General features: G+C 67.1%; 22 protein-coding genes. 8 read left to right on the top strand and 14 right to left on the bottom strand.

The window, feature by feature from the left end; translation table 11 throughout:
• Nucleotides 1-19: 19 nt before the first annotated feature.
• On the bottom strand, nucleotides 20-202 hold the full coding sequence (locus tag ACLQ3I_RS06465; RefSeq protein ID WP_425800660.1) for a hypothetical protein: 183 nt from the start codon (nucleotides 200-202) through the stop codon (nucleotides 20-22).
• A gap of 82 nt (nucleotides 203-284) precedes the next feature.
• Here ACLQ3I_RS06465 and ACLQ3I_RS06460 point away from each other — a divergent pair, with 82 nt between their 5' ends.
• On the top strand, nucleotides 285-1,232 hold the full coding sequence (locus tag ACLQ3I_RS06460) for a GlxA family transcriptional regulator (protein WP_425794674.1): 948 nt from the start codon (nucleotides 285-287) through the stop codon (nucleotides 1,230-1,232).
• Between the two features lie 7 nt (nucleotides 1,233-1,239).
• On the opposite strand, the gene ACLQ3I_RS06455 is transcribed toward ACLQ3I_RS06460, so the two are convergent.
• The 4 genes from ACLQ3I_RS06455 to ACLQ3I_RS06440 form a co-directional block, all read right to left on the bottom strand.
• The gene (locus ACLQ3I_RS06455; protein WP_425794675.1) at nucleotides 1,240-1,704 is read right to left on the bottom strand and encodes a hypothetical protein; all 465 of its coding nucleotides are present in this window, start codon (nucleotides 1,702-1,704) and stop codon (nucleotides 1,240-1,242) included.
• A 198-nt stretch (nucleotides 1,705-1,902) separates the two neighbouring features.
• On the bottom strand, nucleotides 1,903-2,382 hold the full coding sequence (locus tag ACLQ3I_RS06450; RefSeq protein ID WP_425800658.1) for a Dps family protein: 480 nt from the start codon (nucleotides 2,380-2,382) through the stop codon (nucleotides 1,903-1,905).
• A gap of 53 nt (nucleotides 2,383-2,435) precedes the next feature.
• Nucleotides 2,436-2,867: an organic hydroperoxide resistance protein gene (locus tag ACLQ3I_RS06445; RefSeq protein ID WP_267630760.1), complete on the bottom strand. Its 432-nt coding sequence runs from the start codon at nucleotides 2,865-2,867 to the stop codon at nucleotides 2,436-2,438.
• 229 nt (nucleotides 2,868-3,096) lie between these two features.
• Nucleotides 3,097-3,537, bottom strand: a complete 441-nt coding sequence (locus tag ACLQ3I_RS06440; protein WP_425794677.1) for a Fur family transcriptional regulator — start codon at nucleotides 3,535-3,537, stop codon at nucleotides 3,097-3,099.
• 330 nt (nucleotides 3,538-3,867) lie between these two features.
• Here ACLQ3I_RS06440 and ACLQ3I_RS06435 point away from each other — a divergent pair, with 330 nt between their 5' ends.
• The gene (locus ACLQ3I_RS06435) at nucleotides 3,868-4,836 is read left to right on the top strand and encodes an isopenicillin N synthase family dioxygenase (protein ID WP_425800752.1); all 969 of its coding nucleotides are present in this window, start codon (nucleotides 3,868-3,870) and stop codon (nucleotides 4,834-4,836) included.
• Nucleotides 4,837-4,846: 10 nt separating this feature from the next.
• A complete protein-coding gene (locus tag ACLQ3I_RS06430) occupies nucleotides 4,847-6,166 on the top strand; it encodes an amidohydrolase family protein (RefSeq protein ID WP_425800656.1) in 1,320 nt (439 codons plus the stop codon).
• Between the two features lie 90 nt (nucleotides 6,167-6,256).
• Here the strand turns inward: ACLQ3I_RS06430 and ACLQ3I_RS06425 are convergent, their stop codons facing one another.
• The 6 genes from ACLQ3I_RS06425 to ACLQ3I_RS06400 all read right to left on the bottom strand — a co-directional run bounded on the left by ACLQ3I_RS06425 (nucleotide 6,257) and on the right by ACLQ3I_RS06400 (nucleotide 12,894).
• Complete coding sequence (locus ACLQ3I_RS06425) at nucleotides 6,257-6,907, bottom strand: hypothetical protein (RefSeq protein ID WP_425800654.1); 651 nt, start codon at nucleotides 6,905-6,907, stop codon at nucleotides 6,257-6,259.
• 40 nt (nucleotides 6,908-6,947) lie between these two features.
• Nucleotides 6,948-8,519, bottom strand: coding sequence for a hypothetical protein (locus tag ACLQ3I_RS06420; protein ID WP_425800652.1), 1,572 nt, complete (start codon nucleotides 8,517-8,519; stop codon nucleotides 6,948-6,950).
• Nucleotides 8,520-8,577: 58 nt separating this feature from the next.
• Nucleotides 8,578-9,876 carry a lipase family protein gene (locus ACLQ3I_RS06415; protein ID WP_425800650.1) on the bottom strand — a complete coding sequence of 433 codons (1,299 nt, stop codon included), beginning with the start codon at nucleotides 9,874-9,876 and terminating at the stop codon, nucleotides 8,578-8,580.
• Between the two features lie 198 nt (nucleotides 9,877-10,074).
• Complete coding sequence (locus ACLQ3I_RS06410) at nucleotides 10,075-10,575, bottom strand: gluconokinase (RefSeq protein ID WP_425800750.1); 501 nt, start codon at nucleotides 10,573-10,575, stop codon at nucleotides 10,075-10,077.
• 25 nt (nucleotides 10,576-10,600) lie between these two features.
• On the bottom strand, nucleotides 10,601-11,626 hold the full coding sequence (locus tag ACLQ3I_RS06405) for an aspartate-semialdehyde dehydrogenase (protein WP_425800648.1): 1,026 nt from the start codon (nucleotides 11,624-11,626) through the stop codon (nucleotides 10,601-10,603).
• A 2-nt stretch (nucleotides 11,627-11,628) separates the two neighbouring features.
• On the bottom strand, nucleotides 11,629-12,894 hold the full coding sequence (locus tag ACLQ3I_RS06400) for an aspartate kinase (protein WP_425794687.1): 1,266 nt from the start codon (nucleotides 12,892-12,894) through the stop codon (nucleotides 11,629-11,631).
• A 260-nt stretch (nucleotides 12,895-13,154) separates the two neighbouring features.
• On the opposite strand from ACLQ3I_RS06400, the gene ACLQ3I_RS06395 reads away from it, so the two are divergent.
• Entirely contained in the window at nucleotides 13,155-14,429 is a 1,275-nt protein-coding gene (locus ACLQ3I_RS06395; RefSeq protein ID WP_425800646.1) for a hypothetical protein, read from the top strand.
• Between the two features lie 275 nt (nucleotides 14,430-14,704).
• Here the strand turns inward: ACLQ3I_RS06395 and ACLQ3I_RS06390 are convergent, their stop codons facing one another.
• Entirely contained in the window at nucleotides 14,705-15,352 is a 648-nt protein-coding gene (locus ACLQ3I_RS06390; RefSeq protein ID WP_425794689.1) for a TetR/AcrR family transcriptional regulator, read from the bottom strand.
• 157 nt (nucleotides 15,353-15,509) lie between these two features.
• On the opposite strand from ACLQ3I_RS06390, the gene ACLQ3I_RS06385 reads away from it, so the two are divergent.
• The gene (locus ACLQ3I_RS06385) at nucleotides 15,510-16,985 is read left to right on the top strand and encodes an MFS transporter (protein WP_425800644.1); all 1,476 of its coding nucleotides are present in this window, start codon (nucleotides 15,510-15,512) and stop codon (nucleotides 16,983-16,985) included.
• On the opposite strand, the gene ACLQ3I_RS06380 is transcribed toward ACLQ3I_RS06385, so the two are convergent.
• On the bottom strand, nucleotides 16,930-17,628 hold the full coding sequence (locus ACLQ3I_RS06380; RefSeq protein ID WP_425800642.1) for a TetR/AcrR family transcriptional regulator: 699 nt from the start codon (nucleotides 17,626-17,628) through the stop codon (nucleotides 16,930-16,932). The two genes, ACLQ3I_RS06385 and ACLQ3I_RS06380, sit on opposite strands and share 56 nt — an antisense overlap.
• Between ACLQ3I_RS06380 and ACLQ3I_RS06375 the strand changes: the two genes are divergently transcribed.
• The 3 genes from ACLQ3I_RS06375 (at nucleotide 17,558) to ACLQ3I_RS06365 (ending at nucleotide 19,979) form a co-directional block, all read left to right on the top strand.
• Nucleotides 17,558-17,752, top strand: coding sequence for a pentapeptide repeat-containing protein (locus ACLQ3I_RS06375; RefSeq protein WP_425794692.1), 195 nt, complete (start codon nucleotides 17,558-17,560; stop codon nucleotides 17,750-17,752). The genes ACLQ3I_RS06380 and ACLQ3I_RS06375 overlap by 71 nt on opposite strands.
• A 109-nt stretch (nucleotides 17,753-17,861) precedes the next feature.
• On the top strand, nucleotides 17,862-19,385 hold the full coding sequence (locus ACLQ3I_RS06370; protein WP_425794693.1) for an MFS transporter: 1,524 nt from the start codon (nucleotides 17,862-17,864) through the stop codon (nucleotides 19,383-19,385).
• 27 nt (nucleotides 19,386-19,412) lie between these two features.
• Nucleotides 19,413-19,979 carry a nitroreductase family protein gene (locus tag ACLQ3I_RS06365; RefSeq protein ID WP_425800640.1) on the top strand — a complete coding sequence of 189 codons (567 nt, stop codon included), beginning with the start codon at nucleotides 19,413-19,415 and terminating at the stop codon, nucleotides 19,977-19,979.
• 130 nt (nucleotides 19,980-20,109) lie between these two features.
• Here ACLQ3I_RS06365 and ACLQ3I_RS06360 read toward each other — a convergent pair whose 3' ends face one another.
• On the bottom strand, nucleotides 20,110-20,544 hold the full coding sequence (locus ACLQ3I_RS06360; protein ID WP_425794696.1) for a hemophore-related protein: 435 nt from the start codon (nucleotides 20,542-20,544) through the stop codon (nucleotides 20,110-20,112).
• Between the last annotated feature and the right edge of the window lie 226 nt (nucleotides 20,545-20,770).

Genomic DNA, 20,770 nt, shown 5'->3' with positions numbered 1-20,770 from the left:
GAGCCCAGGCGCGATCGATTCAGGCGCAGTCTCGCCGTCGGAGGTTCAGCACCACCAGTTCGTCGTGGATGCGTTCGGAGTCGGGGCCGAATCCGAACGGCACCCGATTCAGGTGTGAGGTCTGTCGGTCGGCTCGGTACACGAGGACGATGGCGGGCGCGACGATGACGACGAGCAGGGAGATCATCAGGAATGCGTTCATGACAGAAAGTATTTCTCCGTCAAGATCCCGCCAACAGTGGCTTGAATGACATCGTTCACAAATTTGCTGCCATAATGGTGAGATGTTGAGCAAGGTCGCGGTACTTCTCTATCGACGGGTCTCCTTGTTCGAATTCGGCGTGGTCAACGAAGTGTTCGGGCTCGACCGCACCGACGACGGCGTGCCGCCGTTCGAGTTCGTGGTGGGATCCCCGGAGCCCGGCGTCCCGCTGAGCATCGGGAACGGTGCATACGTGATTCCGCCCGCAACGCTCGAGGACTGTCTCGATGCAGATCTCGTCGCCATCCCCGGAGGCAGCACCGACCCCGACTTCCCGCCCGAGATCCTCGACACGCTACGTGGCGTGGTCGACAACGGCGGCCGCGTGCTGACGGTGTGTTCGGGCGCGTTCGCGGCAGGCGCCGCAGGTCTGCTCGACGGCAGGCGCTGCACCACCCACTGGCGGTTCGGCTCCCAGCTCGCGGAGACATTCCCGAAGGCGATCGTCGACACCGACGTCTTGTTCGTCGACGACGGGCCCATCACCACGAGCGCCGGCACCGCCGCCGGCATCGACGCGTCACTGCATCTCGTACGGGAAGAGTTCGGCCCCGAGGTGGCCAACCGGATCGCACGCCGCATGGTGGTACCGCCACATCGCGACGGCGGCCAACGGCAGTTCGTCGAGTCGCCCATGCCGGAATGCGAATCGGACGGCTTCGCCGCCATGCTGGAGTGGATGATCGAGCACATCGACCACGAGATCTCCGTCGACGAACTGGCGCGCCGGATGCACATGTCGACGCGCACCTTCGCCCGGCGATTCGTCGACGAGGTGGGCATCTCACCTCACAAATGGCTGACCGAGCAGCGGGTACTCCACGCGCGGCGCCTGTTGGAGTCGACCGATCTGGCCGTCGACGAGGTGGCCGGCTCGGTCGGTTTCGCCTCCGGCACCCTGCTCCGTCACCATTTCAACGCCACGGTCGGGGTGACCCCGACGATCTATCGGAAGCGCTTCGCGCGCTGAAGAGCGATTACTCCGTCTCGGCGGAACCCGCGTACGAATCGGCAAACGACACCCGCGGTGTCGTCGCGGTGTGGAAGACGGCCAAGGCGGCGAAGGCCACGGCCCCGATCCCGAAGCCGACCGCGACGATGATGGCGACGATGTGCACGACCGAGTACAGGAGGCCGTCACCGGGCCCGGTTGCCAGCGCCGCGGTGACTGCCAACACGGCACCCAGGAGCGCCCAGGCGGCACTCCGGATACGCGGCGCGACCACCGACGCATAGAACAGGCGCTGGTAGATGGCCAGCTCGAACTCATCGACGGCGGCGACGCGTACGTCGTCGCCGCCCGCGAGGTCACGCATTTCGCGGGCCAATGCAACGTCTCGCTGCAGAGTGGTCGTCTCTCGTTCTCGATAGCGGACGAACGCGATCACGCTCACCGCTGCCGCGAGTAGTCCCAACCCCACAACTGCTCCCCAACTGTCCACGCTGACACGCTACATGCGACCGAATCGGCGGAGTGCGCCCGGTCACACCGGACTTTTGGTCCGAAAACGACGAAACGCGCGCCGTCCGTTCGGTCGCGCACGGGGATTCCGTGCACGCCCGGACGAACGACGCGCGTCCGCGACCGAGGCTGACGGTCGCGACGACCGGGGCTGACGGTCGCCACTGCGCGGGTGGGGTCAGGCGGCCTGCGCCTGCCACATCCAGTGCAGCTGCTCCAGCTTGGAGGCGAATCCGATCAGCAGGTCCTGGGTCACCGGGTCGGCCTTCTCCGTCGCGTCGATCCGCTCGCGCAACCCGGCGATGACCGACTTGAGATTGTCGACAACGGCGGCCACCACATCGGCATCCTGGGTCCAGCCCTCGCCGAAGCCCTTGGTGTGCGCGGTCTTCGCCACCGTCTCCGCACGTCCGTCGGGGCTGACCCCGATGGCGGTCGCACGCTCGGCCGCCGCGTCGGTGAACTCACGGCTCACCGCGACGAGCTCGTCGAGTCCGAGATGGACCGACCGGAACTGACGTCCGACGACGTTCCAGTGAGCCTGCTTGGCGATCAGCGAGAGATCGATCAGGTCGACGACGGTGTCTTGCAGGGCCCGGCCGGTGACCGACTGCTGCTCCTCGGTCAATGTGCTGGTGATGGGGGTCTTGGTGGTCATGTCACCACTCCTTTCGCGGCACGGCCCTCGCCGTGCTCATCTGACGTCCGAGGTCACACCGTGACGGTGACGGTCTGAGCGATGTTCCCTCGCGTGGCCTTGGAATACGGGCAGAAGGCGTGGGCGCCGTCGGCCAGCTTCTGGGCGGTGGCCTCGTCGACTCCCGGGATGTGGGCCTCGATGGTCGCGGTGAGCCCGAATCCGCCGTCCGCCGGATCCTTGCCGATGCCGATGGTTACGGAGACCGTCGAGTCGTCCGGAACCGGCGATCCGGCCTGCTTCGACGTGGCCCGCAGCGCGCCCAGGAAGCATGCCGCGTAGCCGGCCGAGAACAATTCCTCCGGGTTGCTGCCGTCACCGCTGCCGCCCATCTCCTTCGGCGGCCGCAACTCGAGGTCGATCTGACCGGTCGCCGAGACGACCTCTCCGTCGCGGCCTCCGCCGGACGCCTTGGACGAAATCGTGTATACCGGGTCGATTGCCATCGTGTTCTCCTCCTGTGGGTCGATACTTTTTCGGTGAACTGTCTTCTACTTCAGCGGTTCTCGGCTTTTGTTCATTTCGGGTTGATCTGTGAGCTTCGTCGCGTAGATCGCCCTTGTCGATCAAAGTCCCTGTCGGACAACTTCTTCGACCTTCTTGCGGAGATCGTTTCGGATGAACGGCATCGGTTGGGCCGCGATGCGATCGATGAATTCGGTTGTGGTCGAGGTGTCACGAAACCGGTCGGGCGGCCGCGCTCTGGCAATCGGGGCACATTCCCCAGAAGATGACCTCCGCCTCGTCGATACGGTATCCGTGGTCGCGATCCGGGGCCAGGCACGGCGCGTCACCCACCACGCAATCGATGTCGGTGATCTCTCCGCACGTGCGGCAGATCAGGTGGTGGTGGTTGTCCGAGGTCCGGGTCTCATACCGCACCGGCGACCCCGCAGGCTCGATCCGCCGCAGCAGGCCGCGATCCGTGCACGCGCGCAGCACGTCGTAGACGGTCTGCGTGGACACCGCGCCGAGATTCTCGCGAACGCCCGCGGTCACGAAGTCCGCCGTCGAATGCGGATGCTCATGCAGGATCTCCAGCACCGCGAGTCGGGGCGCAGTGACGCGCAGACCGGCCTCTCGGAGCTGTCGATGGAGCATGTGGCGATCGGACATGACTCAACCGTACGCCCCTTTCTGGAGTTGTTCCAGAAATTGGATGAACTCCAGAAAATGAGGGAAACCTAACCTCGGCCACGCTCAGGTCAGCACAGTCGAGTCGCATCCTCTGCCGTCGTGCCCTAATCTGTGGCGGACGAGATCGTGTGTAGCAGCGGGCCGGAGTTCCCACTGTTCGCGTCCGCGATGTCCCTCTCTCAGGCTTCGCGTCGAAAAGCGCACGCGAGCTCACGCACACGAGAGAGAACACCCATGTCCGACATCACCACACTGTCCGGCGACCACCGGCCCGAGGCCGCCGCGCCTCGACCGGGCGAGCCCTACGGGATGACCGAACTCAATCGCGAAGCATCGATGGGCGGCCTCGGCACCGAGACCACCGACCGCGAGGTACGACGGATCAGCCTCGCCGACTTCGATGCCCGACGCGACCAGATCACCGACGAACTGTGGTCCGCAGCAACAGATATCGGGTTCTTCCAGGTCGTCGACCACGGCATCGATCTCGACGATGTGGCGCACGCGTTCGACATGTCGGCCAAGTTCTTCGCGCTACCCGGCGACGTCAAGGCGCAGTACCCGCTGAAGAAGGGCCAGAACGCCGGGTGGGAGCACACCTCCCAGGTCCGCCCCTCGGTCGGCACGCCCGACCAGAAGGAGTCCTACCAGCTCACCCTGCCCCGGATGGACGGGCTCTGGCCGTCCGGCGCCGAACTCGCGGGATTCCGGACGACGATCCTGGAGTTCGAGCGCAAATGCTGGCGTCTCGCGATGGATCTGCTGGGGTGTTTCGCAACCAAGCTCGGATTCGACAGTGAATTCTTCACCCGCGCACATGATCCCGGTGTCGACACCTACCAGAGCACTCTTCGCTTGTTGCATTATTACGCCTTCCCCGAGGAGTTGCTCGGCGCGGACAACGCGTGGCGCGCGGGTGCGCACACTGACTTCGATGCGCTCACCCTGCTGTTCCAGCGGACAGGCCAGGGTGGCCTGCAGGTGCTGCCCGGCGCCGAGGCGAACGGCCAGGCCTGGACGCCGGTGGAACCGTCCGACGAGGCGATCACCTGCAACATCGGCGACATGCTGATGCGCTGGTCGGATGACCGCCTCCCGTCGAACTTCCACCGGGTGCGCGCACCGCGCCGAGACGAGGACACCGGTCCGCGCTACTCGATCGCGTTCTTCGCGCAGGCGAACACCGACGCGGTCATCGAGAGCGCGGCAGGAAAGTACCCGCCCATCACCGGGGGCGACTACATCGCCCAACGCATCGCGGCCAACTTCGCGAAGTAGGACCGACGTCATGACACCATCCGACGCCCCCGCCTCCCACTCCCCCTCCTTCAGCGACGTCACCGTGTTCTCGGGCGGCGCGTGGCACACACACCAGGATGTCCACATCGCCGGCGGCGTGGTCGCCTCGATCACCGACACACCGGCGCCGGCGGACAGCGGAAACGGCTTCCTGATCCCGGGATTCGTCAACACACACACGCATCTGCAGCAGTCGCTGATGCGCGGGATCGCCGAATGCACCCCCCTCCTCGAGTGGCTGCTGGCGGTGGGTGAGGAATCGGTCGCGATCACGCCCGAGCGCGCCTACCTCGCCGCGGTGTCGGCCTGCCTCGAATCGCTGCGGTCGGGCACCACCACCGTCGTCGAACACATGTGGCCCCACCCGTCCGACGAGGTGCACGGCGCAGTGATCCAGGCGTTGCGCGACACCGGGATTCGCGCCGTACTGGGCCGTGGCGTGGCTGATCGTGCCGACGCGTCCCGCAAGTGGGGCTTCGAGCCGCGCCTGATGCAACCGCTCGGCGATGTCCTCGAACACGTCGATCACCTTCGTCCACAGGTTAAGGACGCGCCGATCACAGTCGCGCTCGCCGTGCCCAACCCGCGGTCGGTGACCGAGACCGGGATGATCACGCTGCGCGAGTTCGCACAGGCGCGGGATCTGCCGGTGTCGATCCACCTGCTGGAGACACCGACGGACGACCGGATGTGCCTCGAGCACGCCGGGGTGGGTGCGGTCGAGTACCTGGACAGCAATGGATTCCTGTGGGATCGGGTGCTCGCCGTCCACTGTGTCGAGCTCGACGACATCGGGCAGGGCATCCTCGCCGACCGTGGTGTCGCCGTCTCGCACAACCCGCTGTCGAACATGCGGCTGGGCAGTGGCATCGCACCCATCCCCGCAATGCTCGACCGTGGGCTCGCCGTGGGACTCGGTGTCGACGGCGCCGCCAGCAACGACACCCAGGACATGCTCGAGACCTTCCGGATCGCGTCCTATGTCCAACGTGCGGTACACAAGCGCGCCGACCTGTTGGGCTTCGGCGAGATGCTCGACATCGCGTGCGGAGGCGCAAATGTCGCGCTGGGGCTGCCCGCGGTGGTCGGCGGCGTGAGCGTCGGGACGCCGGCGGATCTGACCTTGATCCGGTTCGACCGCGACTACGCGACCCTGCCCGTCCGGGACCCGGGGGCATCGCTGCTCACCACGGGCTCACGATCGATCGTCGACACCGTGATGGTCGACGGGCAGATCGTCGTCGAGGACGGGCGCAGCACCCGGGTCGACGAGGCGGAGTTCACCAAGGAGTTGCTCGCGCTCCGGTGATCGGGCGGTGGTCTCGATACCTCGCTCGCGAACTCGCTCCTACTCGACCAGCAGGAGCGGGTTTCGCTGATCGGGCAGCCCGAGCAACGATCACCGCGCTCGCATCATCTTCGTCGGACGCATCCGGGTGGATTCGGGGAGCCATTGATTGACGCTGCGGCGCACGGTGAAGATCGCCGCGACGACCAGCAGGGCGAACTGGATCCACGAGATCACCACCATCGCCGACCACACCTCGGGGTACTGGAACAACAGGTCGATCCCGATCGGGATGCACAGCAGGTTGACCACCACGGCCGCGAGGAAGAAGTTCCGGCAGTTGCGGCTGCGGTGATGCACCGCGGCGACGAGCAGCGCGTATTCGACCGCGAGGAACACGACGATCATGACCAGCATGAACGGCGGGAAGAAGCCGGCCAGCGAGTCGACCTGACCTTGCGGACTCGCATTGCGCGGGTCGTCGATCACACCGTCGAGCAGTCGTTGCCGCAGCGCGTCGCTGATCAGTCCCAGATTGACGAAGCCGTACACGACGCTGACCAGCCCCGCGACCGCCGCGCCCCAGAACGCCACGCGGGCGTGCAGCGACAACGCCACCGGCGCGGGTCCCGGGTCGTCGGCACGGGGCGGGTACAGATTCGCCTGGTCGCGGTCCCGCGAACTCCGCTCGATCTCCGCCAGGTCCTCCGCGTCGAGCTCGGCCTGGGACGGGATGCGATCAGGGTCGTCGGGTTGGGTCATGGGCCGATTGTCCCATGCAGCGCGACGCGCTCCGGCCGGGTCATCGAGCGATCTTCAGCATCCGGCCGAGGGTCGCCTGCCACATGGTCCCGTCGCGGGCGATGGTTCCGGTCAGTTCCAGCGGCTCGTCGATGGGCGCGTCACCGACCTTCAGGGTCCGGACACGACGTCCGGTCGCGAAGTCGGTGGCCACGTAGTCGACGGGTCCGAGCTGCTGAACGGCGCCCGGCACGTACGGCCCGTACCCGAGCGCGTGGATGAGGCCGTCGGCGCGCGACAGGTGGGGCAGCGTCGCGATCCGGTCGTTGTTCTCCCAGATCCGGCGGCAGCCCTGCGCGGACACGTCGATGCGGGTCGATCCCCCGACGAACGGCGCGTTGGCCGGCACGCTCGGTCCGGTGACCGCCATTGGCGGGTATTGGTAGCCGTAGGTGCTCGGGATGACCAGCGAATCACCCCAGGCCATCGGCGAGTTCTCGGTGCCCTGGCCGGAACGGTCGAACGCCGGCATCCGGCAGACGGTCGAGCCGGTATCACTGTCGTAGACGATCAGCTGTGGGCGCCGGGCGTTGTCGACGATCGCGACCCAGCCGTCGCCGCCCGGTCCGAAGTAGGTCGGCGTGGTGCCGGATCCCCAGGTCAGCTGGCCGGGCATGCGGGCGGTCCCCCGGTCGTACGCGCGGCGCCACACCACTCGCGGGACACCGTTCGCGTTCGCCCGCATCTCGTAGAGCGCATGGGTCGTGAGGACGGAGGCACCGTCGGCGCGGATGGAGAGCCCGTTACCGAGTTCTTCCCCGCGCGGCAGATGCATCGACCGGACGTTGCGTGCCTTGTCCACGGTCCCGACGACACCGTGGGTCGTCGCGAACCAGACCCGCCCCGAGAAATCGGGAGCCAGGCCGGTGATCGCGTCCCCCGCCGGGATGTGCTTCGCCACGTCGATCCGGTCAGCGACGTAGACCTGCCACCCGCGTGCCGTCTTCCGGTGCGCGACACGGAGGATGGCGCCGGACCCGTCGGCCACGACCACCCGGTCACGGTCGTCGAGATAGCCGTAGACGCCTCCCAGCAGACCGCCCTTGGCCAGCTGCAGACGCGCGAGCGGAGCCGCGGTCGCCGGATCGAACAGGGTGACTGTGGGAACGGCGACACTCGGGGGTCCGGCGCCGGGAGCGGAGCGAGCGGGCCGATTCGATCCGGCGCCGGGAGCGGAGCGAGCGGGCCGATTCGATCCGGCGCCGGGAGCGGAGCGAGCGGGCCGATTCGTAGCCGCTGTCCCGACGAACTGGGTGCAGAGTGACACCGGCAGGCCGTCGTGCCCGATGAACGTTGCCGCGCAGGCACCCCCGGGCACCGACGATGCGGCGAGCCGCGCCCCCCGGCCCGGACCGGGGAAGGGCGTCGAGTCGGTGGACCACAGATCTCCGTGCATCAGCGAGGTGCCGGTCGGGCCGACGCCCGTGGACGGCGATGGCGCAGCCGGCGCGGCATCCGCCGCCGAGCCGAGCAGACCCCATGTCAGCAGGGCCGCGACAAGAACCGCCGACCACCGAAACCGACCACCGCGCAACGCTCCACACCCCGACGACACCGCGACAGCAAACCACATTTCGGCGGACGTCGGAAGCTTCTCGGTCAGCTCACTTCGGTGGTGCCGTCCACTCCCGTCATCGATCGAAGTTGGCCAGCAGGAAGTTCGTCGCCGGCAGGAGAGTGGTCAGCATCGGCAGCGCGTGGTTGACGACGAGGCCCGGGAAGATCGGCGGGATGCCGTTGGTCACCATCCGCACATCGGCTCCCTGGGCACGCCAGTCACGCTCGAGCGCGACGACCTGACCGTAAGGGATCACGTCGTCGTTGATGCCGCCCTCGAGGAGCACGGGCGCATTGGGCTTCAGGGTGCCGATCCGCTGTTCGGCCACCACCTTCTTCGCCTCCGGAATCCTGTCGATCACCTGCGACAGCGGCTGGCCGGTCCTGGTCCACTGGTTGGTCCGCTGAAAGCCGAAGGCCAGGCCGGTGTCACCGATGCACTGGGTGGCCACCTGCGACAGCACCCGCTTGCCGGCCGGAGTGGTCTCCCGGTCCAGGATCGGCCCCAGCTCCGGGTACCGCGCGGTCAGACCGTTGATCGCATAACCGATCCCGCCGACGATGAACGTCCCGTCGATGCGGTCGATCACCTTGGCGAGGTCGGCGGGCGGGGCACCTGCGTAGGTAGCCTTCACGTTCAGATCGGGTGCGTACGTCGCGGCCATCTCCGCCGCCGACGCGGCCGCGCCACCGCCCTGGGAGTAGCCGGAGAAACCGACCGGAGCGTCGGCGCCTGCCTTCGACAGCCGCAGTGCGGCACGCGCGCCGTCGAGCATGGCGGCGCCCGACTCACGACGGTTGACGTAGGTGTGGATGCCGGGTGTACCCATCCCGATGTAGTCGGTGATGAACACCCGCACACCGTTGATGAGCAACAGGTTGAGTTCGGGCGCCGTGTAGTTCACCGCGATACTCGGCTTCGCCGGGTCGATGGCGAGCGGGAAGTTCATGAGTTTCGAGCCCGCGCACTGGTCGCCCTGGCCCACCGTCCCCGGTCCGAGCACAATCGTCGGTCGTTCGCCCTTGCCGCGCCACGCCGCGGTCGGTTCGACCAGGGTTCCGGTGACCGGCGCCGGCTTCCCGTCCTGGTAGCTCGACGTGTACATGACTCGAGTGGCGGTCCCGGGCCACTGGTTCTTCACGCCGGGGATCTGCAGGAGCAGCGGACTGGGCTGACTGCGGATGACCGAGCCCGGTTGGGACGCGAACGTCGACGGCGGCGTATAGAAATCACCGGCCGCCGATGCCGCCGGCGATGCCATCGTGATACCTGCGGCCGCCACCAGACCGGTGGTGACCATGGTCGCCAAGCGTTGCGTCGACCTCGATCTACGTGCCGATCGACCGAACAGTTTCCCCCACGTTCTCCTCATGGAGAGGTAAGCTACCGCACAGTAACTTGGTCAGGTGACCCGGGTCATCGTAGGTGGTGGAATTCGGACATCGCAGGTCAGCGGGCCGGCATCACGCCGTTCAGGAATGTCATCGTGTCGTCGAGGCCGCCTTTGTCACGCACGTCCTCGTGACCGGAGTTCACCACGTGGAACTTGGCGGGGATATCCCGAGGTGTGTCAGCTCGTCAGGTCGTCGAGCCCGTCCACGGCCGCCGCGATCAATTCGTCCACATTATTTGCGACGTCGACGGTCGATCCCGCCTCGTCTTCGCGCAGCGGTTCGAGGGTCTCGAACTGAGACGTCAGCAGGGTCGAGGGCATGAAGTGTCCCGACCGTCCGGCCTGACGGCGTGCGATGAGCTCGGGAGACCCCGCGAGATGCAGAAACCACGTCGACGGCTCGTGTGCGCGCAAGCGGTCCCGATAACCCCTGCGCAGCGCCGAACAGCTCATCACGCCACCATCGGAATGCCGCGCCAGCCACGCCCCGACCTCATCGAGCCAGGGCCACCGGTCCGCGTCGCCGAGCGGATGCCCGGCGGCCATCTTGGCGATGTTCGACGGGGGATGCAGATCGTCGGCGTCGGCGAACGCCACGCCCAGCCGCTCGGCGAGCGCCGCACCGATCGTGGACTTGCCGGAACCGGAAACACCCATCACGACCACGGGTGGCGTGATGGGTGTCCGCACGGTCGAGTGGATCTCAGACCAGCAGTTCGGCGATCTGGATCGTGTTGAGCGCAGCGCCCTTTCGAAGGTTGTCCCCCGACACGAAGAGCGCCAGCCCACGGCCCTCGGGTGCACCCTCGTCCTGACGGATCCGACCCACCAGCGACACGTCCTTGCCCGCGGCGTCGAGCGGTGTCGGCACGTCGACCACCTCGACCCCGGCCGCACCGCCCAGGATCTTTCTGGCCTGTTCCGGTGAGAGCGGATTCGCGAACTCGGCGTTGATGGACAGCGAGTGGCCGGTGAACACCGGCACGCGCACGCAGGTGCCGCTCACCAGCAGACCCGGGATGTCGAGGATCTTGCGCGACTCGTTGCGCAGCTTCTGATCCTCGTCGGTCTCGCCCGACCCGTCGTCCACCAGCGAACCGGCCAGGGCAACCACGTTGTAGGCGATCGGCGCGACATACTTGACGGGCTCGGGGAACGACACTGCGCCGCCGTCGAGCACCAGCTTCTCGGCATCGTCTGCGCCGGCGCGGATCTGCCCCGCGAGTTCCTCGACGCCGGCCAGGCCACTGCCCGACACCGCTTGATACGACGACACGACCAGGCGCTGCAGGCCCGCGGCATCATGGAGCGGCTTGAGCACCGGCATCGCGGCCATCGTGGTGCAGTTCGGGTTCGCGATGATGCCCTTCGGCGGGGTCTTCGCGAGTTCGCCGTTGACCTCCGCGACGATCAGCGGGACGTCGGGATCCTTGCGCCAGGCCGACGAGTTGTCGATGACGGTGACACCGGCGGCGGCGAACCGCGGCGCCTGCTCCTTCGACATCGTGCCGCCGGCGGAGAACAGCGCGATGTCGAGGCCGGTCGGGTCCGCGGTCGCGGCATCCTCGACGACGATCTCGCCGTCACCCCACGGCAGCTTCTTGCCTGCCGACCGCGACGACGCGAAGAAGCGCACCTCGTCGGCCGGGAACTTGCGCTCCGCCAACAGGGTTCGCATGACGCCGCCGACCTGACCGGTCGCGCCGACAACTCCGATGCTGATACCCATGCCTACCGCCCCGTTCCTGCGTAGACGACCGCTTCTTCTTCGCCGCCGAGGTCGAAGGCCTGATGCAGCGCGCGCACGGCATCGTCGAGTTCGGTGTCACGGCAGAGCACCGAGATGCGGATCTCCGAGGTCGAGATCAGTTCGATGTTGATGCCCGCGTCCGACAACGACTCGCAGAAGGTCGCGGTCACGCCGGGGTGGCTCTTCATGCCCGCACCGACGAGGGAGACCTTGCCGATGTGGTCGTCGAAGAGGAGCTCGGTGAAGCCGATCTCGTTCTGCAGCTTGGTCAGCTTCTCGACGGCGGTCGGGCCGAGCTCACGCGGCAGGGTGAAGGTGATGTCGGTCTTGCCGGTGTCCACCTTGGAGACGTTCTGCAACACCATGTCGATGTTGATGTCCGCCTCGGCGACGGCCCGGAACACCTTGGCGGCGTACCCCGGCTTGTCGTCGAGACCGACAACGGTGACCTTCGCCTCGCTGCGGTCGTGTGCAACTCCGGTGAGAATGGCTTCTTCCACTGGAATGTCCTCCATCGAGCCGGCCACCATCGTGCCGGGTTTTGTCGAGTACGACGAGCGCACGTGAACGGGAACGTTGTAACGCCGTGCGTATTCCACACAACGCAGCATCAAGACCTTCGCCCCGCACGCCGCCATCTCGAGCATCTCCTCGAAGGAGACGGTCTGCAGATGTCGCGCGTTCGGCACGATGCGCGGGTCGGCGGTGTAGATGCCGTCGACGTCGGTGTAGATCTCGCAGACATCGGCCTTCAACGCCGCGGCGAGCGCGACGGCGGTCGTGTCGGAGCCACCGCGGCCGAGCGTGGTGACGTCCTTGGTGTCCTGGGAGACACCCTGGAATCCGGCGACCAGGACGATCTTGCCGTCGTCGAGGGCGCTGCGGACTCGACCCGGCGTCACGTCGATGATCTTCGCGGCGCCGTGGGTGCCGGTGGTGATCACACCGGCCTGCGAGCCGGTGAACGACTGCGCCTGCGCACCGAGGGAGCTGATGGCCATGGCGACCAGCGCGTTGGAGATTCGCTCGCCGGACGTCAGCAGCATGTCCATCTCCCGCGCCGGCGGCGCGGGGCACACCTGGTTCGCGAGGTCGAGCAATTCGTCGGTGGTGTCGCCCATCGCGGACACCACCACGACCACGTCGTTGCCTTGTTTCTTGGTCTCGACGATGCGTTCGGCGACCCGACGGATGCGCTCGGCCGTCGCGACCGACGATCCGCCGTATTTCTGCACAACGAGTGCCACGTCGAACCACCTTCCGGGATTGTCGGATGCATCGGTTCGGATGCATCGCCCCTGCTCGGGATCGGTCTCCGATTGAGCATTCGGGGCCTTCCTTGCGGGCATCACCTTACCGGCGGCGCGGTAAGTGCCCGAATCGAGCGCCGTTCGCGCAGGCCAGACACGACGTCGGCGCGAGCGCCGGACGTGCAGAAAGTCCGGTGGACACCCGGACTCGGACGGTGTTGTGGTCGTCGGCGGCGCATCGCCCTAACATCGCTCAGGTGGCCACTGGAACCGACGTCGGCACGACCCCGGCTGGTCGTCGCGAGCCGGACGACCGTCGGTCGGGTCCGCGATCGGGTCGGCAGCGCACCGACGACCGTCCGTCGCGCCTGAGGCCTCGGCCTCAGGCGCCGGTGCGGACCTGGCTCCAGCCCATCCTGTTGTTCCTCGCAATCCGAGGTGTCGGCATCCTGGTCCTCGCGCGTTTCGCTCAGCTGAGGGACACCACGCTCGGCGATGCGCTGTGGCTCTGGGACGGCAAGTGGATGGTGGCGATCGCCGAGTACGGATACACCGATGTGCCGTTCACCCAGACCGACGCCCGTGGCCTGCACACCCCGGACACCGCATATGCCTTCTTCCCCGGTTATCCGATGCTCGTCGGCGCCGTGGCGAAGTTGCCACTGATCACGCCCTATGGAGCCGCGATCACGGTCAATCTGGTTCTGGGCTGCATCGCCGCAGTGGGGGCTGCCCGCCTCGGTGCCCTGTGCGCACGCGCGATGGCCGACAAGTCCCCGATCGGAGCGGCGAATCCCCGTCGCACGGGACTGTTCCTCGTCGCCCTCTTTGCCGCGACGCCGATGTCGGTGGTGCTGAACATGGCCTACACGGAAGCGCTGTTCTGCGCCCTGGCCGTCTGGGCGCTGATCGGCATCCTGGAGCGGAACTGGCTGCTCGCCGGCATCTGTGCCTGCCTCGCCGGTGCCAGCAGGCCCACGGCGATGGTGCTGATCGGAGTGGTGATGCTGGCGGCATTGCTGGCACGACGCGACGGCTGGCGGGCGTGGACGGCGGTGGTGATCAGTCCGCTCGGATATCTCGGCTACCTCGCCGTCGTGTGGGCCCATACGGGATCGCCGACAGGCTGGTTCACGATCCAGACCGTCGGCTGGGGCACCGAGTTCGACTGGGGCCGAGCCACCTTCAATTTCGTGAACGACGCACTCGTGCACGCCGGAGAGGTCGCGCCGGTCGCCTCGGCGTTCATCATCCTCTCGACGATGGCGATGCTGGTGATCGCGGCATGGTCGAGGCTGCCGTGGCCGGTGCTGCTCTACGGTGCGCTGGTCATCGCGTCCATCGTGCTCTCGAGCGGGTTGATGATGAGCCGCGCCCGACTTCTCCTGCCGGCCTTTGTCCTGTTGGTTCCAGTCGCGATGGTTCTCGCCCGCTGGCGCCCCGCCGTCGGGATCGCGACGATGGTGCCGATCGTCATCGGCAGCGCATGGTTCGGAGCCCACATGCTCACGGTCTACCCACACGCGATGTAGCCCACCCCTGCCCATGTACTCGCCACTGCTCATCGTGCCCACCAACGCCGATCGAGTAGCCCGAACGAAGTGAGCGCCTCACCACCGCCGATCGAGTAGCGCGAACGAAGTGAGCGCGTATCGAGATCTCGCGCTGCAGGTCTCGATACGTCGCTCGTTCCTCGCGACTACTCGACCGGCGGGGGGCGGGGCGCAGGTGGCGGGTGGCGCGACCGGCGGGGGCGGGGCGCAGGTGGCGGGTGGAGCGAACTGCAGTGGGCAGCAGGCCGACCCGATCACCGACCCGGCGGCCGCAGACCGTCGAGGACCACGCCGATGAGCCTCCGGCGGGTCTCCTCGGTGTCCTCGGCCACGCACGTCATCGACAGACCGCCCATCAGACGGGTGATGTCCGCGGGCTCCACGTCGTCGCGAAAATCTCCACTGCGTCGACCGGACTCGAGGATGGCGGTCATCAGTTCTCGCGAGTTGGTGCGGGTCTCCTCGAAGACCGGCGCATCGTTGCCGACCGCGACCAGGATGGCCTCGCGCATCCCACGCTTCGTACCCGCCGTGGCCATATAGGCCGCGAACATACCCTCGAGCGCGACGACGGCGGACTCGCTGTCGAGCAGACGCCAGCCGTCGGCGACGATCTGCGCCGAGTAACTGCGGAACGTCGCCTCGAGCAGCGCGGTGCGATTCGGGAAGTGACGATAGAGCGTCCCGACCCCTACCCCGGCCTCGGCGGCGACCTTGTCCAATGCGACATCCGTGCCCTCGGTGGCGAACAGTTCCTGTGCCGCCGCGACCAGCTTGTCGTAGTTGCGAGCGGCGTCGGCGCGGGTGGGGCGCTTGGATGCCAGGGCCGGCGCCTTCGTCTCGTCATCAACGGCCTTCGCGACATCGACGGCCTTCGCGGCAGGACGGGATCGGGCGCCCACGACATCCACTCCTCTCGGTCGGTACAGCACCTGTTTCGACACCACTGTTTCCACACTGCTGTTGCCAAACGGAGGAATCCTCCGTATATTAATCGGAGGAAGCTTCCGTTTCACCGCTGAGTGTACTCCACAATCCCTACTCGAAAAGAGCTCATCAATGTCTCTTTCGCCCTCACTCGAACGCATCCGGATTCCGGGACAACCGTCACTCACCCACCGGCTGTGGTCACGGATCAACACCGACGCACTGGTTCTCCTGGCGGTGCTCGGATGCCAGCTGATGGTGGTCGTGGACGCCACGATCGTCAACGTCGCCCTACCCGATATCCAACGGTCCCTTGGCTTCTCGACCTCGAGCCTGTCCTGGGTACTCAACGCCTACACTCTCACCTTCGGCGGCCTGCTCCTGCTCGGCGCCCGACTCGGCGACATCCTGGGTCGTCGGGGCACCTTCCTCGGCGGACTCACCCTGTTCGTCTCGGCATCGATGTTCGGCGGCTTCGCCACCGATACCTCGATGCTGTTGGTGGCCCGGGCATTTCAGGGCGTCGGTGCCGCACTCGCTGCGCCGGCCGCGCTGGCCCTGCTGATGACCCGATTCCCCGAGGGAAACCAACGGACACGCGCCTTGGCGCTGTTCACCGCGGTGTCGATCGGCGGATTCTCGCTGGGACTCGTGCTCGGCGGCGCTCTCGTCCAATGGCTGGACTGGCGTTGGGTGTTCTTCGTCAACGTGCCCATCGGTGCGGTCGTGATGATCGCCGGCCTGCTGTCGCTGCCACGAACCGCGGCCCAGCCCGGCGCGTTCGACCTCCAGGGCGCCCTGTACTCGACGGCCGGCATCGGAGCGATTGTCTATGGTCTGGTCAACGCTGCCGAACACGGATGGTCGTCATCGGTGACGATCGCGGCGCTGATCGTCGGACTCGCCTTCCTGATCGGTTTCGTCTACACCGAAAGCCGTGCACCACAACCCATCACACCGCTGCGGCTGTTCGCGAGCGTGTCTCGCAGCTCTGCCCACCTGGGCCGGCTGGTGATGGTCGCCGGGTTCATGGGCATCATGTTCTTCCTGACCCAGTACCTGCAGGAGGTCCTGCACTACGGCCCGTTGGAGACCGGTGTCGCCTACCTCCCGATGACGGTGGCCACCTTCGCCGCCTCGCAGGTGACCGCACGCGTGCTGGTGGGGCGGTTCAGTACTCGCACCCTCCTCATCACCGCGTTCTCCGTGGCGGCGGCCGGCCTGTTCTGGCTGACCACTCTCGATGCCCAGACGCCGTATCTCGCCCTCCTGGGACCGTTCGTGCTGATCGGTGCCGGTGGCGGAATGGCCTTCCTGTCGCTGACCACCGCAGCGCTGCGGGGTGTGCACCCAGACGACGCCGGGGCGGCATCCGGGCTGGTCAACACTGCACAGCAACTGGGCGGCACAGTCGGTCTCGCCATCATGGTCGCCGTGTTCGGGGCCGCGACACGCGGCCTCTCACCCTCGACGACCACCTTCGCGCACGGCATGACCGTCACGGTCCTGGCGGCCGCCATCCTGCTCACCGTCGGCGCGGTGCTGATGGCGATCACCCAGGGTGAGCGTCGGGCGCTTGCCCCGGCAACTGCCGGCCCCGTGCGGTGAATCCGGCACACAGATAGGCGATCCCGTCGTCGAGGCGCGATCGCGGGTCGAGAAGCCGTGGCGCCGTGTCACATCCGGACAGTTCGGAGAGATGCGGCGCCGCGGCCTTGCTCCGGCCCCCGATCAGGTCCTCGAGTCCGTCCGGCCGCTCCGAGGGTTTCTCGGTGCGCAGCAGGTCGTCGCTGACGGCCACCAGCGCGACGCCGTGCACATGCGTCCAGACCGCGAGCGCCATCCCGGTGGCCTCGACGAGGTCGACACCGAGATCCAGGAAGCCGGCGGCGAACCAGTCCAGACACCGTAGCGACTCGTCACCGAAGCTGTGCCTGGGTGACGAATATGCGAGCACCACCCAGGGATGGCGGCGATACAACTCCCAGTCGATCTCGACGACGATCCGCACCCGCTCCTGCCACGACGACGGCTCCGCCTCGTCGACCGGGTACGGGAACCGCCTGCCGATCTCCTCCGACATCTGCTGGAGCAGAGCGTCCTTGTCGGCGACGTGCCGATACAGAGACATCGCGCCGACACCGAGTTCGTCGGCGATCCGGCGCATCGACAACGCGCCGATGCCGTCCCGGTCGGCGACGTCGATCGCGGCGTCGACGATCACGGCGAGAGTCAGCCTCGCGCCGACCACGGACTTGTCTGGAGCGGACTTGTCTGGAGCGGACCTGTCTGCAGCGGATTTCTCGTCAGGCGACAATCTGTCGATTCCTCTCCCGGTGCCGTCCACCGATCACGCCGGTGACCTGTGGGAATAATTCATTTGCGTACAGCGTACCCATTCTCGTACCCTTCGAAGCGTACGGCGTACGCGGCCATGGGCGGCGTACGCCTTCGCCAGTATTGCGAGATCCAGGAGAGTTCGACATGTCCACCCTCATCCCATCGTCAGATCAGCGCCAACGGGATCCCTCCGGCGCCGACCGACGCATGTGGTGGGGACTGGGTGTCCTGACCCTCCCCGTGTTGTTGGTGTCGATGGACTTCTCGGTCCTCTACCTCGCCATCCCGGCGATCACCGAGGCTCTCGACCCGTCGGCCGCCCAGCAGCTCTGGATCCTCGACATCTACGGATTCCTCATCGCCGGCCTGCTCATCACGATGGGCAACGTGGGTGACCGGCTCGGGCGTCGGCGCATCCTGCTGGCCGGTGCGGCGCTGTTCGGGGTCGCCTCGGTGATCGCCGCGTTCGCGCCCACCGCCGGGGTGCTGATCGCCGCCCGAGCCCTGATGGGCGTCGGCGGTGCGACCCTCATGCCGTCGAGCCTGTCGCTGATCGCCAACATGTTCCCGAACGCCCGTGACCGGGCCAGGGCCATCGGCGTCTGGACGGCCGCGTTCGCCGGCGGCAGTGCGCTCGGCCCGGTGATCGGCGGCGTGCTCCTGCACCACTTCTGGTGGGGCGTCGTGTTCCTCATCAACGTGCCGGTGCTGGCGGTGCTGTTCATCGCCGGTCCTCGACTGGTGCCCGAGTACCGCGCGCCCAACACGACGCGGTTCGACGTGGTCGGCGTGGCCCTGTCGATGCTGGGCATCCTGCCGCTCGTCTACGCGGTGAAGACGATGGCGGCCGACGGTTTCAGCGCAACCGTCGTCGCGATCGGTGTCTTCGGTGTCGCGATGCTCGCACTGTTCCTGGCCCATCAGCGTCGGGTGGCCGCCCCACTGCTCGATCTCGCCTTGTTCCGGAACCCGCAGTTCAGCGCCGCTGTCTCGGTGGCACTGGTCGGCATGATGGCGCTCGGCGGGATGTCGTACCTCACGGGCGTCTACCTGCAGTCGGTTCGCGGGTTCGACGTCCTCACCGCGGCCCTCGCCGGGTTACCGATGGCGGTCGCGGTGGCGGTCTTCTCGATCGGCGCGTCTCGGGTCGTCGCGGCGGTCGGACTGCGAGCCGCCTTTGTCGGGTCGGTGCTGCTCGCGGCGGTCGGCAACCTCGGCCTGCTCGCGCTGTCGATGTCCAGCCCGCTGTGGATCTACCTCGTGTTCACCTCGATCGCGGGCATCGGATACGGCATCCAGTTCAGCCTGGTCTCCGATGTGGTCGTCGGATCGGTCCCGGTCGAGCGCTCGGGTGCGGCGTCGGGGATCTCCGAGACGAGCTTTGAGCTCGGCACGGCCCTCGGTCTCGCGCTGCTCGGATCGCTGGCAACGCTGGTGTTCCGGGAGAACTCCGGCGGCTGGACCTTCGGCGACACACTCGGCGACACGATGCATCGCGCCCTCGAGATGGGGGACGGCGGAACAGGATTGGTGGACGCGGCTCGCAACGCCTACGTCGACGGGATGCATGCCGCATCCCTCCTGAGTGTGATCGCACTCGGCGTGCTCGCCGTCGTGCTGACCGTCGTCATGCGCGATCGCACCGCAGCCGACGTGCGGCAGGACTGATCGGATCGGACGCGCTAGCCTTGCCTCGTGCACGAGCTGATCGAAGGACGCTGGAGCGCGCGAGGTTACGACCAGGACGCGACGATCTCCACCGACGACGTGACCTCGATCCTCGAGGCCGGCCGCTGGGCGCCGACCTGGGGTCGGGTCCAGCCGGTCCGGTTCGTCGTCGGTGTACGGGGCGACGCGACATTCGGGAAACTCACCGACGCACTGACCCGCGGGAACGCCGGGTGGGCGCCTGCCTCGGCGGCGCTTGTCCTGGTGTGCACGGCCGCCGAGCCCGACGACGAGAAGGCCCGCACCTACGCCACGGTCGACACCGGACTCGCGGTGGCGCAGATGATCCTGCAGGCCGCGAACCTGGGTTTCAACGGTCATCCCATGGCGGGGTTCGATCCCGAGCGCGTGCGGGAACTGTTCGCCATCCCCGACGACCGGCGCCCGTTGGTTCTGCTGGGCATCGGCAAGCTCGCCGATCCCGCGACAGTCGCGCCGGAGATCCGCGAGCGCGACGAACGCCCGCGCACCCGGCTACCACTCGACGAGGTGGCGTTCAGCGAGACCTGGGGTCACGCCTTCGGAAGCCCCTGACCCCGCCGACCGGGCACAGTCCCCCGCCGACCGGGCACCAGCCCGGGTTCGTGCGCACGCTGGGCGCGATCCCGCGCACGATCGATGGAGTCGTTGGCCCGGTCGGCGAGTCAGTGACACGCAGGACCGATCAGAACTGCTCGCAGGTCGCCTTGGCCTTCTTGATCGCGTCGTGGTTCTTCTTCATCTCCGTACGCATCGGCGGCATGATGTGGTGATCCCGCATGAACTGCCTGATCGATGAACGAGTGGGGTGGTTCTTGCGGAACTCCGCACGCTTGGCCTGCTTCTGTTCCTTCGTCATCGTCATCGCCGACTCGAAGTGCTTCTTCATCTTCGGATGGCCGTCGATGCGCTTCCACAAGGCCGGGTCCTGCTTCGAGAGAGCGCCCTCCACCTGGGACACGCTGCAGTGGGTGCCTGGCACGCTCGAGTGCGGCGCGGGTGCCGCCGGGGCCGCAGTGGCGACGCCTCCGACCGCGATGGCCGACGCGATGCCGGCGCCGGCGACGCTGCAGGCGACACCGCGGGCGAACCGCTTACCTGGGCGAGTGGAATGAGTCATGCACACATCCTTCGTTGTCGGTCGAACGACAGAGCCGTCGCGTGACATGCACGGCCCAACGGGCCGGGCATGCGACGAAAACTAGCGGCGCCACATGAGATACGACTGAGAATCACCCAACAGTCTGCGTTTATTTTTCGCTGGTCAGAGCGTTTTTGCCGGGTTTGTGCCCACATGCCCGAATCCGCGGGCGGCGATTTGGTGGGCACACCCGGGGTGCCGACGG

The sequence above is a fragment of the Gordonia sp. DT101 genome (assembly GCF_049844895.1).
GTDB lineage: Bacteria > Actinomycetota > Actinomycetes > Mycobacteriales > Mycobacteriaceae > Gordonia.
Note: the sequence above shows the minus strand (reverse complement) of the source record. Positions and strands in the feature narration are given on the sequence as shown.